Origin of the sequence: uncultured Formosa sp., from assembly GCF_947500765.1 — a bacterium.
Taxonomy (GTDB): Bacteria; Bacteroidota; Bacteroidia; order Flavobacteriales; family Flavobacteriaceae; genus Formosa.
Genome location: NZ_CANMTH010000001.1, coordinates 452,359 through 466,798, shown reverse-complemented (window position 1 = coordinate 466,798; position 14,440 = coordinate 452,359). Strand labels below are relative to the sequence as shown.

Genomic DNA, 14,440 nt, shown 5'->3' with positions numbered 1-14,440 from the left:
GTATGTTGCAAGTTATTGTTACAGCAACCAAAATAAAAAAACCACTCCTTAGAGTGGTTTTTTTATTTATAATAAGTTCTTAAATATTTAAGATACTGCCTTCAACTTTTTAATAGTTGTTTTATTTAATTTATTCTCGGCATATACTTTTGTAACCTTTAATTCTTTTTCGTCTGTACCAGGAAGCTCAAACATAGCATCTGTTAACACCTCTTCACATAACGAACGTAACCCACGCGCACCTAATTTATATTCTATAGCTTTTTCAACTATAAAGTCTAAAGCACCATCTGTAATATGAAATTTAATATCGTCCATTTCGAACAATTTCTCATACTGCTTAATAATTGCATTTTTAGGTTCTGTAAGAATAGCTCTTAAAGTTTTAGCATCTAACGGGTCCATGTAAGTTAATACAGGTAAACGCCCAATAATTTCAGGAATTAACCCGAAGTCTTTTAAATCCTTTGGAATAATATATTGTAATAAATGATTACGATCTATTACATCATCAGATTTAGAAGCACTATACCCAACAGCTTGCATATTTAAACGTTTAGAAATATTACGTTCAATACCATCAAAAGCACCACCTGCTATAAACAGGATGTTTTCAGTATTTACTTCAATAAATTTTTGATCCGGATGCTTACGACCTCCTTTAGGCGGGACGTTTACAGTTGTGCCCTCTAAAAGTTTTAACAACGCTTGTTGTACACCTTCACCAGAGACATCTCTTGTAATTGAAGGGTTATCGCTTTTACGTGCAATTTTATCAATCTCATCTATAAAAACAATTCCTTTTTCAGCTTTTTCAAGACTGTAATCTGCTGCTTGTAATAAACGTGTTAAGATACTTTCTACATCTTCACCAACATAACCAGCTTCAGTTAATACCGTAGCATCAACAATAGCTAAAGGTACATTTAACATTTTCGCAATGGTTTTAGCCATTAATGTTTTTCCTGTACCAGTTTGCCCAACCATAATAATATTACTTTTCTGGATCTCAATATCATCTTTAGATGGCGATTGTAACAAACGCTTATAATGATTATAGACAGCAACAGACATTACCTTTTTAGTCATATCTTGACCAATAATGTACTCGTCTAAAAACTCTTTAATTTGAAGTGGTTTACGCAACATTAATTCGGCAGATAATTCACTATTATCTGATTGCTTAGATTCTTCTAAAACAATACCGTGTGCTTGTTCGATACAACGATCGCAAATATGCGCATCTAAACCTGCTATTAATAAACTAGTCTCAGGTTTCTTTCTTCCACAAAACGAACATTCTAATTCTTCCTTTGCCATAAATCTTTTTAAATTTCACTTTTTAACGGTAGCAAATTGCTACTGTTTTTTTTGATCTGTATTAGCTTCTCACTAATATTTCATCAATCATACCGTAATCTTTAGCTTTATCAGCTTTCATCCAGTAATCACGATCACTATCTGCATACACTTTGTCGTAATCCTGACCTGAATGCTTACTAATAATCTTATATAATTCTTCTTTTAATATTAAAATTTCGCGTGCCGTAATTTCAATATCACTCGCTTGTCCTTGAGCTCCTCCTAAAGGTTGGTGAATCATAACACGAGAGTGTGTTAAACCACTACGTTTTCCTTTAGCACCTGCACATAATAATACTGCTCCCATAGATGCAGCCATTCCAGTACAAATAGTTGCAACGTCTGGTTTAATAAATTGCATCGTATCGTAAATACCTAAACCTGCGTATACACTTCCTCCTGGAGAGTTAATGTAAATTTGAATATCTTTATTAGCATCTGTACTTTCTAAAAACAATAACTGTGCCTGAATAATGTTAGCCACTTGATCATTAATTCCTGTGCCCATAAAGATAATACGATCCATCATTAAACGCGAAAACACATCCATTGCCACAGCATTCATCTGGCGTTCTTCAATAATGTTTGGTGTTAAATTTGTAGGGTACATACTACCTATTATTTGGTTATAATATGTACTGCTTATCCCTTGATCTTTTATAGCGAATTTTTCGAATTCTTTTCCGTAATTCATAATGTTATTTTTGATTAAATAATGAATAAAATAGGCGTTGAATAAAACATATTCAACGCCTAAATATAATGATTATTCTTTAAAACAGTTGACTTATTTGTCTCCGTAAACTTCTTTAACAAAGTTTTCGTAAGTCACTTCTTTTACTTCTAAATTTGCTTTTTCTTTATAAACAGCTAAAAGCTTTTGGCTAACGATTTGTTCTGAAATACGACGTGCTTCATCTTGATTTCCAAGAACACGTGCAGCAATACCTTCTAATTCTTCATCTGAAGGATTTAACTGACCAAATTGAGCCATTTGAGCTTTAATCATGGTTTTTGCATGATCTTTAATATCATCCATAGTAATTTGGATGTTATTCGCTGTAATTAATTTCCCTTCAATTAATTGGTAACGCATACTTTTTTCAGACTTTTCAAACTCTTCTTTAGCAGCTGCATCGTCAAGAGGTGTTTCTCCTGCTGCTTGAATCCATTTTTGTAAGAATTCTGAAGGTAAATCAAATTTAGTATTGTCTACTAAATATTCAGTAACATCGTTTAAAAGTTTTTGATCAGCTTGTTGTACGAATTGCTTTTCAGCATCTTCTTTAATCTTTTCTTTTAATTCTGTTACAGATTTCACTGTACCTTCTCCGAATAATTTATCAAATAATTCTTGATCTAAATCTGCGGCTTCACGTTTATTTACTTCTGAAATAGTAAATGTTATTTCAATATCTAAACCATGAACGTCATCATGAGACACTTTTAATGCATGCATTAAATCGTGATCGTCGCTATAAAGTCCTTTAGTTTTAAGTGTAATAACATCACCTACTTTAGCACCAACAAATTTCTTTGCATTTGCTTTTCCTTTAAGTTTATCTAAAGTTAAAGTAAGAGTGTTTTCTATTTCTTTGTCTTCGTTTTTAAAAGTTCCAGTAATTTCACTGTCTTCTTCTATAACGTCTTGAGGAATTAATTTCCCGTATTGTTTTTGAATATTCTCAATTTGTTCGTCGATCATTTTATCGTCTGCAACAATGTTATATTGAGTAATAGCGTCTTTACCTTTTAACTCTACATCGAACTCAGGAGTTAAACCTAATTCGAATTCAAAAGAAAATGCTTCAGCATCCCAATCGATTCCTTCTTGAGCTTTAGGAAGTGGTTGACCTAAAACATCTAATTTTTCTTCAGTTAAATATTTATTTAAAGCGTCTTGTAATAATTTATTTACTTCGTCAACCAAAACAGCTTTACCGTACTGTTTTTTTACCATTCCCATTGGTACATGTCCTTTTCTAAATCCAGGAATGTTTGCTGTTTTTCGGTAATCTGTTAAGATTTTCTCTACTTTATCACTATAATCTTCTTTAGCGATATCAACTTTTACTACAGCATTTAATGCATCGATGTTCTCTCTTGTAATATTCATTTTAAATGATATAAAACCCAGCTTGGGCATTTAACATAAGTTTCTGTTCTAATTTTGAATGTAAAAGTACAGATTCTCCTTGATTTTTCTAATTAAAAACGGGCTGCAAAAATAAAACATTTTTACAACCCTACAAAGTTTTTAACGTCTTGTATTTCAGACTATTTTTTATCGTCTCCTACTATACTGTATATTATAGATTGTAATAGCGTTAACAAAATACTAAACAATATCCCCGACCATATAGAATCTACACTAAAACCTCCAACCAATTTACTTACCAATAAGATAATCAAACCATTAACCACAAACAAGAATAATCCAAAGGTTATAATGGTTATTGGAAAAGTTAGTATTTGCAAAATAGGTTTTACCAGAACATTTAAAACAGCTAATACTAAAGCCACAATAATAGCCGTAATATAAGAGTCTACATGAACTCCAGATAAGAATCTAGATAACAATACTACAATTAGAGCTGTTAAAAGAAATTTAATAATTTGTTTCATAAGGCTAATTTTTATCTAATTTACAGATAAATCACGAAATAAAACGCATAACCTCATTGTAAAAATCTTCTGGGTTTTCTGCATGCAACCAGTGTCCTGCATTTTTTATAGTTATAATTTTAGCCGTTGGAAAGTGTGTTTTTATAATACCCTCGTCTTGTAGTGCTATATATTCTGATTTATCGCCACGAAGAAATAATGTGTCGCCATCAAATTCTGCATGCACTGGCAACGCCTCTCCTACTTCGGCTACATTTTCTGTTAACGATTTTAAATTTATACGCAAACCTAACTGTCCTTTTTCTACCCAGTATAAATTCTTTAATAAAAACTGACGTGTTCCTAAATCTGACACGTATTGAGCCAATGCTTTATCTGCTGCTCCTCTTGTTTTTATTTCAGAAAAATCTAAAGTTCCTAATCCATTTAAAATGGCATCGTGATGCACTGGATAGAATCTTGGAGAAATATCGGCAACAATTAATTTAGATACATATTCTGGATATTTGGTTGCAAACAACATGGCTGTTTTTCCTCCCATTGAATGCCCCAAAAGCACAATATGCTTTAAATTATTGGTATCACAATAGTCTTTTAAATCTTCGACTAAAAGTTCGTAACTAAAATCGTCGCTATGAAAACTTCTACCGTGGTTGCGCTGATCTACTAGATGCACTTGATAATGATGTTCACTAAAACGAACACCAAGAGTTTTCCAATTATCGCTCATGCCTAAAAAGCCATGAAGAATAATAAACGGCGTACCTTCGCCTAATACGTTAGCATGTAATTGCATTACTTTTTTGTTTTAAAAATCTTACTTCAGTTTATTCAAATACATATTTATAACGTTCTCAATCCCCAAATACAAGCTTTCTGAAATTAAAGCATGACCGATTGAAACTTCCATCAAACCTGGAATATGATCTTTAAAAAATTTAATATTATCTAAAGACAAATCGTGCCCAGCATTTATCCCTAGCCCCAAACTATTAGCCAACACGGCACAATCTGTATAAGGCACAATACATTCTAAATTACCTAAACCAAATTGATGCGCAAATGCTTCGGTATACAATTCAATACGATCTGTCCCGATAACTTTAGCACCTTCAATTTGTTTTAATTCTGGGTCTACAAAAATAGATGTACGTATATTGTTACGTTTACACTCTTTAACAATATCAACTAAAAAATCTTTATGTTTTATTGTATCCCAACCTGCGTTAGACGTTATCGCATCGTCGCCATCCGGAACTAGTGTAACTTGCGTTGGTTTTATTTCTAAAACCATATCCATAAATTTCTTAATAGGATTTCCCTCTATATTGTATTCTGTATAAACTTCAGACTTTAAATCGAACGCATCTTGGTAACGTATATGTCTCTCGTCTGGTCTAGGATGTATGGTTACACCTTCGGCACCAAAACGCTGAACATCTTTAGCAAATTGTACAACATTTGGAAAATCGCCTCCGCGAGAATTTCTTAACGTTGCTATTTTATTAATATTTACACTTAACTTTGTCATAAATCCTTTTTTGATATCACAAAAATACAAAGTAGAACAGGCTTATTGTACTATTTTTTAATTAATTTGCGCTTTAGTAAACGAGGATAAAATGAATATTTCCCAATATATTATAAACGATATTAAGCCTTTAAGCATAAGCGACAAAATTAGTGACATGCAATTGCTTTTTAATCAGCTTACCTATACACACATACCTGTTATAAACACAGAGAATATTTACATAGGTTGTCTTTCTGAAACCGACGTATATTGCTTTGAACGCGAAAAATTTATAAGCGATTATACTTATGCCGCCGAAGGTTTTTTTGTTCGTGACGACGAAAACTGGCTGGATGTTTTAGAAAAATTTGCCCAAAACTCAACGAATATTATGCCTGTACTAGACGCTAACAACAGGTATTTAGGGTATTATGAATTAAATGATATTATTACTTTATTTCACCAAACACCTTTTTTTGCAGAAGACGGAGGTACTTTAGTGGTAGAAAAAGGAATAGACGATTTTTCGTTTAGCGAAATATCTCAGATCGTAGAATCTAATAACGGAAAACTATTAGGTGCATTTATTTCAAAAATGGAAAACGAGCTAGCGCAATTAACGTTAAAAATAGGAAACTCTAGTTTAAACGATATTATACAAACCTTTAGACGTTACGATTACAGTATTATATCGGGACATGAAGACGATAGTTATATTGAAAGCCTAAAAGAACGATCTGATTATTTAAACAAATACCTAAACATGTAATTATGAAAATCGCCATTTTTGGACAATTTTATCATAAAAACTCTGATATTCCTGTAGAAACACTCCTTGGACATCTTTTAAAAAAGAATGCTGAAATTTTTATTGAAAGGCACTTTTTCGATTTAATTCATAATGAAATAAAGGATGATGAGAAATATAATGTTTTTAACACCTTCGATACTCTGGACAATACTTACGACCTATTAATAAGTATTGGCGGAGATGGTACCATATTAAGAGCCGTCACTTATATAAAAGATTTAGGCATCCCAATTGTTGGTATAAATGCTGGGAGATTGGGTTTTCTAGCAACTATTCCTAAAGAATATATAGAAAAAGCTATAGACGATATTTTAAATGGAAACTATAAAATTTCCGAACGAAGTTTACTAGCTATAACAACATCAACAGAAAACAAAGACATTTCGAACATGAATTTCGCTTTAAACGAAATTGCCGTTAGTAGAAAAGATACCACATCTATGATTACTGTTGAAACCTATTTAAATGATGAATACCTAACATCGTACTGGAGCGACGGATTAATAATCTCTACTCCAACAGGGTCTACGGGATACTCATTAAGCTGTGGCGGACCAGTAATAACACCAGACACAAATAGTTTAGCATTAACACCTATTGCGCCACACAATTTAAACGCAAGACCCTTAGTTATAACAGATTCTACCGAAATAAAACTAAAAGTAAGTGGACGAGAAAACACCTATTTAGTATCTTTAGACTCTAGAATTGCAACCATAAATAACGAAACAATTTTAACCATAAAAAAAGCCGATTTTAAAGTTAAAATGATAGAATTATTAAACGAAAGCTTTTTAAATACTCTCAGAAAAAAATTATTATGGGGAGAAGACAAACGAAATTAGACAATATTTTAATCAGATTTCAGTTTTTACTTTAAGACAAATTAATTCAATTTGTTATGAGCTAATCTTATTTGTTATATTTGCAAACTTTAAAACCGCATGAAGTATATACTTGTACTTATTATAAGTCTTTTTTGTCTACAATCTAGTTATTCCCAAATACATGAATTTGGGGTGTTTTTAGGTGGAAGTAATTTAATAGGAGATGTTGGAGAACCTAGTTTTATAAATCCAAATCAATTTGCTATTGGAGGGATCTATAAATGGAATAAAAGCTCTAGACACTCTTGGAGAGTTTCTGGAATAATGACAGAACTTCAAATAAGTGAAGATGAACCAACAAAAACTAAAACCGTTGGTGAATTATCAGCCGGATTAGAATTCAACTTTTTCGAATTTGATTTGCATCATTCTGGAGCACAAAGCACACCTTATATATACACCGGTTTAAGTGTTTTAAACCATACGAACGAAGAATTAAAAAAGAAATGGGCATTAGCATTACCTATGATTCTAGGTTATAAATTTAGACTTAACAGATCTTTTAATATTGGAGCAGAAGTTGGAGCCCGATTTTCATTTTCAGACGATTTAGATGGTAGTGATGAGTTAGGGAATTTAAATAATAACGATTGGTACGTGTTTACAGGATTAACACTAACTTACACTTTTGGTAGAAATCCTTGTTATTGCACTAATTAAAATAAATTTTGAAAGAAAACATTAATACAGATAGATTACCCAAACACATCGCCATTATTATGGATGGTAACGGGCGTTGGGCTAAACAAAAAGGATTTATTCGTGCCATTGGCCACGAAAACGGAACGAAGTCTGTTAGAGAAACTGTAGAAACTTGTGCAGAATTAGGTATAGAAAATCTAACCTTATACGCCTTCTCTACAGAAAACTGGAATCGCCCTAAATTAGAAGTAGACACTCTTATGAAGCTACTAGTCAGTTCTTTAAAAAAAGAAATTAAAACACTTCAAAACAATAATATTAAGTTAAATGCCATAGGAAACTTAAATTCTTTACCTAAAAAAGTATTTAAAGAACTACACGAAGTTATTACTAAAACCCAGGATAACACAAGGATGACTCTAACATTAGCTTTAAGTTATGGATCAAGAGAAGAATTAATATCTGTGGTAAAAGAAATAAGTAATAAAGTTAAAAATAATATAATTTCTTTAGAAAATATTGATGAATCAGTTATAAATAAGCATCTTTACACGCAAAATTTACCAGACGTAGATTTACTTATACGTACTAGTGGAGAGCAACGCATAAGCAATTTTTTACTTTGGCAAATAGCCTACGCCGAATTATATTTCACAGATGTACTTTGGCCAGACTTTACAAAGCAACATTTGTATGATGCTATTACTGATTATCAAAAAAGAGAACGCCGTTTTGGAAAAACAAGTGAACAACTTAGCTAATTCATTATCATTGAAAACATATTTACCATTCATTTTTATTTTATTATTTGCATTAACCACATCATCTGTTAATGCACAGGCTACTGACAGCGGACAAAAATATACCATTTCAGAAATTACTGTAACTGGTAATTCTAGTTTTAGTGAACAAACTATTGTAACGTATTCTGGACTTAGAAAAGGTTCTCAGATTTTAATTCCAGGAGAAGAAATTAGTGAGTCTATTAAAAAACTATGGAAATCTGGTTTATTTAGCGATATCGAAATTTACATTAAAGATGTACATGACGATGTAGCTAGTCTAGAAATACACTTATTCGATTTACCAGAATTAAAGAATTTAAGAATAGACGGAGTTAAGAAAGGTAAATTCGATGATATTATTGAAGATAACAACCTTAATGAAGGTGTAAAAGTAACCGAAAACCTAATTACAACGACCAAAAACTATTTAGAGTCTAAATATAAAAAAGATGGTTTTTATAACTCTAAAGTAAATATTAGAGTCTTTCCTGTAGACGATTCAATAGCGAAACCACGTGTAAATATGCTTGTTTCTATTGATAAAGGTGAGAAAGTAAAAATTAAAGACATTAATTTTGAAGGCAATACTGTTTTAGCAGATAAGAAACTTCTAGCAAGTATGAAAAATACTAAGAAAAAAATGATTCTACGTGCTTGGAAACGTTCAAAATTCATTGAAGAAGATTATAAAACAGATTTAGTTAGCATAATAGATACATATAAAGAAAACGGGTATAGAGATGCACGTGTAATTTCTGATAGTGTTTATGTAAACGACGACAAGACAATTTCTATAAATATAGATTTAGAAGAAGGATCTAAATACACCTTTGGAGAAATTAATTTTATTGGAAACACGGTATATACAGACGAATATTTAAATGCTATTTTAAGAGTTCGCAAAGGGAATACATACAATGGCGTTTTATTAGAAAAAGGAATAGCAGACGAAAGTAGACCAGACGGTAACGACATTACCAACTTATACCAAAATAATGGATATTTATTCTCTACTATTAATGCTGTAGAAACAAATGCAGATGGAAATGTAATAGACATGGAAATTAGAATTTCTGAAGGAAAACCTGTTCACTTTAATGAAGTAACTGTAGTTGGAAACGAAAAAACTAATGACCACGTTATTTATCGTGAAATACGTACTAGACCAGGAGAATTATATAGTAAAGAAAATGTAGTAAGAACCGTACGTGAATTAAGTCAGTTAGGCTTTTTCGATGCAGAACAAATTACACCTAACTTCAACAATCCTAATCCTAATGAAGGAACGATTGATATGGAATACGAACTCGTTGAAACAGGATCTAGCCAGATCGAGCTTCAAGGTGGTTACGGTGGAGGTGGTTTCATTGGTACTTTAGGACTTTCGTTTAACAACTTCTCTTTAAAAAACATTTTTAATAAAGAAGCTTATAAGCCATTACCAATGGGAGACGGACAACAATTGTCTTTACGTTTACAAGCGAGTCAGTTTTATAGAACATATAGTTTCTCTTTCTCAGAACCATGGATGGGAGGTGTAAAACCAGTTCAGTTTTCTACTTCAATCTCTTACTCTAATCAATTCTTATACGATTCTAGTACTGGTGAAGCAGATAAAGACAGACGATTTGATATTATTGGAGTTACTGTTGGTTTAGCAAAACGTTTATCTATACCAGACGACTTTTTTACACTATCACAATCTGTTAGTTTACAACACTACAACCTTAAAAATTATAGCACTGGATTATTTACGTTCTCAGACGGGTATTCAAACAGTTTAGCTTACACTATAGGCTTAACAAGAAACAACACCTGGAACGATCCTGTATTCCCTTTAGGAGGTTCTAATTTTAGTGTTAGTGCCAAACTATCTTTACCATATTCTTTAATTAACGGTGTAGATTATAATGAATTAGCAGAAGAACGTCAAGACGCAGAAGATATTTATAATGATTCAGACCAATCAACTGTTGCTAGAAGTGACGCATACGACTTAATGGGAGAAATTGACCAAGAACGTTTTAATTGGTTAGAATTTTACAAAATTAAATTTAAAGGAGAATGGTATACAAACATTATCGGAAAGCTGGTATTAAAACCAACTGTAGAGTTTGGATATTTAGGAGCCTACAACCAAGATAGAGGTGTAATCCCTTTCGAACGTTTCTATTTAGGAGGAGATGGTTTAGGAAGTTATAGTTTAGATGGTAGAGAAGCTGTTGCATTACGTGGATACGCTAATCAATCTATACAGCCTTTAGATAGTAATGGTAATACAACAGAAGATGGAGCATCCATTTATAATAAATTCTCGTTAGAATTACGTTACCCAATTACATTAAAAGCATCTGCAAAAATATATGCCCTTTCATTTATAGAAGGTGGTGCAGCATTTAACGCTTTTAGAGATTATAATCCATTCCAATTAAAAAGATCTGCTGGTGTTGGTTTACGTGTATTTATGCCTGCATTTGGTTTATTAGGTATTGACTTTGGATACGGATTTGATCCACTTCCAGGAGAAACTTCTCCAAACGGATGGGAAACACACTTTATCATTGGACAACAATTTTAATTTGGCATGATATTTTCTATAGATACTTCAGTGATTTACTTCTTGTTTTAAAAGTTATAAAATTAAAATTTGTTAATTTTGGAAACTTTAAATCAGGAAGTGACAGAATAATTTAATTCATCTGTCGTTTATAAAGTTTAGCAGTTAATAATATTTATTAATATGAAACAGATGAAAATATACGTTCTTTTTTTAATGACTGTAGTTAGTTTACAAAGTCTTACAGCACATGGACAGCGAGGTGTAAGAATTGGGTATATTGATACAGAATATATCTTAGAACATATTCCTGAATATCAAGATGCCTCTTCTCAATTAAACGATAAAGTACTGCGTTGGAAAGCAGATATCGATTTAAAATTAAACGATATCGCTCAAAAACGAAAAGACTTAAGCAATGAAAAAGCACTTTTAACTACCGAGCTTTACGAAGAACGCAAAGAAGATATCGATTTTGAAGAAAAAGAAATTCTAGATCAACAACAAAAACGATTTGGTCCTAATGGAGATTTAATGGTTCAGAAAACGCAATTAATTCAACCTATACAAGATCAAATTTTTTCAGCAGTACAAGATATAGCAGCATCAAAACAATATGATTTTATATTCGATAAATCTGCAGATTTGGTCATGTTATATTCTGCCGAACGATACGATATAAGCGAACTTGTTTTAAGAAGTATAAACAGAACATCTAAACGACAACAAGCACAAACTAAAGCACAACGTAAAGCTGCTGCAGATGAAGATATAGTTCCAGATTATAATCCAGAACTAGAAGCTAGAGAAAAAGCACAAGCAGATAAATTAGAAGAACGCGCAAAAGCAGAAGAACAACGCCGACAAGAAATTCTAGAAGCAAGAGCCGTAAGCAAACAAGAAGCTATAGATCGTAGAAAGAAACTTCTTGAAGATCGTGAAATAGCTAGACAAGAAAAATTAGCTGCACGAAATAAAGTTTCTGAAAATTCAGAAAATAATGATACATTAGCGACCTCTGAAGAAACAAGCGAAGAAATAACTGCTAGTGAATCAAAAACTTCGGAAGACAGTAATGCATCAGCACCTACTGAATATGATTTAGAAACAATATCTGAAACAGAGACAGAATCTGAAACAGAAACGGAAGCGAAATCAGAACCAAAAACTAAAGAAGAAATTCTTGAAGCGCGTAAACAACAAAAAATTAAAGATCGCGAAGCAAGAGCTTTAGAATTAGAAGCACGAAAACAACGTATTCTTGAAGAACGTGAAAAAGCAAAATTAGAACGAGAAGCTCAAGAAAATATTGAAAATAATAACGAAGAGAGTAATTAACAAAAATTTATAACACAAATTAATACTTTAAAAATGAAACAATTTAAAACACTTTTAATAGCAACAGCTTTATTTATTGGCGCATCATCTTTTGTACAAGCACAAAGTAAAGTTGCTCATATTAATACTCAAGAATTGGTTTCTTCTATGCCAGAAATGAAATCTGCTCAAGCGCAAATGGAGAAATTAGGAAAAACGTACGAGACTGATATTAAAAATATGGCTACAGAACTTGATACTAAAGTAAAGCAATACGATGCTGAGTCTGCTACAAAAACTCAAGAAGAAAATGCTAAACGTGTTCAAGAAGTACAAACAATGGAACAAAACATTCGTCAGTACCAACAACAAGCTCAAAAAGACATGCAACAAAAAGAAGTAGATTTATTAAAACCTATTACTGAAAAAGCAAAAGCTGCAATATTAAAAGTAGCAAGAGCTCAAGGTTTTGATTATGTATTAGATGCTTCTCAAGGTGGAGGAGTTATCATGGCAGATGGTAAAAACTTATTAACAGACGTAAAAAAAGAATTAGGGTTCTAATTTAATTACGTTAACGATATTCAAAAAGCTGCTTTTTTTAAAGCAGCTTTTTTTATTTTTGATATTATGAGTACACAACCAATTGGCATATTCGATTCAGGTGTTGGAGGAACATCAATTTATAAAGAAATTGATGCATTACTACCTCATGAAAACACAATATATTTAGCAGACAGTGCTAATGCGCCTTATGGAAATAAAACAGCAGAAGAGATACTGCAATTAAGTATAAAAAATACAGAGCTACTTTTAAGTTACAATTGCAAGCTTATTGTAGTGGCATGCAATACAGCAACAACTAATGCCATAAAAACACTAAGAGAGACGTATAACGTCCCTTTTATAGGTATAGAACCAGCTATAAAACCAGCGTCTTTAAACAGTAAGACTAAAGCTATTGGAATTTTAGCAACAAAAGGAACTCTAGCGAGTAAACTATTTCACGATACCACAAATTTATACCGAAACGATGTGCAAGTAATAGAACAAGTTGGAGAAGGTATTGTACCTTTAATTGAATCAGGAAAAACGTTAAGTGAAGAGATGAGAATATTACTTAAAGCCTATCTAAAACCCATGATAGATGCCAACATAGACTACTTAGTTTTAGGGTGTACACATTATCCTTTCCTACTACCTCTTCTTATACAATTATTACCTAAACAAGTAAAAATTATAGACTCTGGAGAAGCTGTTGCAAGACAAACTAAATCTATATTAAAAAAACAAAATTTACTGAACACAGAAACAATTTCGGCAAAACATCTATTTTATTCTAATGGAGATCCAAAAGTTATGCAAGCGCTTTTAAAACAACCATATTCAGTAAACTTCTTAAAATTTTAATTGTATTATTCCTTAACCCAGCTAGAATATTTAACATAGTTATCTGCTATCCTATTTATTTCGCCAGAAATTAATTCTTGACTAATATCCTTGACTTTTTTAGCAGGAACACCGGCGTATATACTTCCAGATTTCACAATCGTGTTTTTAGTTACAACAGCACCTGCTGCTATAATAGAATTACTTTCAATCACACAATCATCCATAACAATACTTCCCATACCAATTAAGACATTGTCGTGAATTGTACAGCCATGAACCAATGCATTATGCCCTATAGAAACATTATTACCAATAGTAGTTGGTGATTTTTGATAGGTAGCATGAATTACAGCACCGTCTTGAACGTTTACCTTATCTCCCATTTTAATAAAATGCACATCACCACGAAGTACAGCATTATACCAAATGCTACAATTTTTACCCATACTTACTTGTCCAACAATCGTAGCATTTTCTGCAACAAAACAATCTTCTGGGATCTGTGGAGCATGTCCATTAACCGCTTTTATAATCATAATATATGTTTTA

General features: G+C 32.0%; 15 protein-coding genes. 8 read left to right on the top strand and 7 right to left on the bottom strand.

Features of this window, described 5'->3' with window-relative positions:
* Nucleotides 1–87 precede the first annotated feature (87 nt).
* The 6 genes from clpX to Q1B05_RS01985 form a co-directional block, all read right to left on the bottom strand.
* Nucleotides 88–1,320: an ATP-dependent Clp protease ATP-binding subunit ClpX gene (gene clpX / locus Q1B05_RS02010; protein WP_299777006.1), complete on the bottom strand. Its 1,233-nt coding sequence runs from the start codon at nt 1,318–1,320 to the stop codon at nt 88–90.
* Between the two features lie 61 nt (nt 1,321–1,381).
* Complete coding sequence (gene clpP / locus Q1B05_RS02005; RefSeq protein ID WP_299777004.1) at nt 1,382–2,056, bottom strand: ATP-dependent Clp endopeptidase proteolytic subunit ClpP; 675 nt, start codon at nt 2,054–2,056, stop codon at nt 1,382–1,384.
* Between the two features lie 93 nt (nt 2,057–2,149).
* Nucleotides 2,150–3,478, bottom strand: coding sequence for a trigger factor (tig, locus tag Q1B05_RS02000; protein ID WP_299777002.1), 1,329 nt, complete (start codon nt 3,476–3,478; stop codon nt 2,150–2,152).
* A 161-nt stretch (nt 3,479–3,639) separates the two neighbouring features.
* Nucleotides 3,640–3,987, bottom strand: a complete 348-nt coding sequence (locus Q1B05_RS01995; RefSeq protein WP_299777000.1) for a phage holin family protein — start codon at nt 3,985–3,987, stop codon at nt 3,640–3,642.
* 31 nt (nt 3,988–4,018) lie between these two features.
* Nucleotides 4,019–4,783: an alpha/beta fold hydrolase gene (locus Q1B05_RS01990; protein WP_299776998.1), complete on the bottom strand. Its 765-nt coding sequence runs from the start codon at nt 4,781–4,783 to the stop codon at nt 4,019–4,021.
* 21 nt (nt 4,784–4,804) lie between these two features.
* Complete coding sequence (locus tag Q1B05_RS01985) at nt 4,805–5,518, bottom strand: pyridoxine 5'-phosphate synthase (RefSeq protein ID WP_299776996.1); 714 nt, start codon at nt 5,516–5,518, stop codon at nt 4,805–4,807.
* Nucleotides 5,519–5,609: 91 nt separating this feature from the next.
* Between Q1B05_RS01985 and Q1B05_RS01980 the strand changes: the two genes are divergently transcribed.
* The 8 genes from Q1B05_RS01980 (at nt 5,610) to murI (ending at nt 13,909) form a co-directional block, all read left to right on the top strand.
* Nucleotides 5,610–6,269, top strand: a complete 660-nt coding sequence (locus tag Q1B05_RS01980) for a CBS domain-containing protein (protein ID WP_299776994.1) — start codon at nt 5,610–5,612, stop codon at nt 6,267–6,269.
* A 2-nt stretch (nt 6,270–6,271) separates the two neighbouring features.
* Nucleotides 6,272–7,156, top strand: coding sequence for an NAD kinase (locus tag Q1B05_RS01975; protein ID WP_299776992.1), 885 nt, complete (start codon nt 6,272–6,274; stop codon nt 7,154–7,156).
* Nucleotides 7,157–7,255: 99 nt separating this feature from the next.
* Nucleotides 7,256–7,858 (top strand): DUF6089 family protein, encoded by a 603-nt coding sequence (locus Q1B05_RS01970; protein ID WP_299776990.1) that lies wholly within the window; start codon nt 7,256–7,258, stop codon nt 7,856–7,858.
* 59 nt (nt 7,859–7,917) lie between these two features.
* Nucleotides 7,918–8,601 carry an isoprenyl transferase gene (locus tag Q1B05_RS01965; protein WP_299777468.1) on the top strand — a complete coding sequence of 228 codons (684 nt, stop codon included), beginning with the start codon at nt 7,918–7,920 and terminating at the stop codon, nt 8,599–8,601.
* Nucleotides 8,534–11,203, top strand: a complete 2,670-nt coding sequence (gene bamA / locus Q1B05_RS01960) for an outer membrane protein assembly factor BamA (protein WP_299776988.1) — start codon at nt 8,534–8,536, stop codon at nt 11,201–11,203. Before Q1B05_RS01965 ends, bamA begins: the two co-directional genes overlap by 68 nt.
* Nucleotides 11,204–11,374: 171 nt before the next feature.
* Nucleotides 11,375–12,520: an OmpH family outer membrane protein gene (locus Q1B05_RS01955; RefSeq protein WP_299776986.1), complete on the top strand. Its 1,146-nt coding sequence runs from the start codon at nt 11,375–11,377 to the stop codon at nt 12,518–12,520.
* Between the two features lie 33 nt (nt 12,521–12,553).
* Nucleotides 12,554–13,063, top strand: coding sequence for an OmpH family outer membrane protein (locus Q1B05_RS01950; protein WP_299776984.1), 510 nt, complete (start codon nt 12,554–12,556; stop codon nt 13,061–13,063).
* Nucleotides 13,064–13,129: 66 nt separating this feature from the next.
* Complete coding sequence (gene murI, locus Q1B05_RS01945) at nt 13,130–13,909, top strand: glutamate racemase (protein WP_299776982.1); 780 nt, start codon at nt 13,130–13,132, stop codon at nt 13,907–13,909.
* Between the two features lie 5 nt (nt 13,910–13,914).
* Here murI and Q1B05_RS01940 read toward each other — a convergent pair whose 3' ends face one another.
* Nucleotides 13,915–14,430 (bottom strand): gamma carbonic anhydrase family protein, encoded by a 516-nt coding sequence (locus Q1B05_RS01940; RefSeq protein WP_299777466.1) that lies wholly within the window; start codon nt 14,428–14,430, stop codon nt 13,915–13,917.
* Between the last annotated feature and the right edge of the window lie 10 nt (nt 14,431–14,440).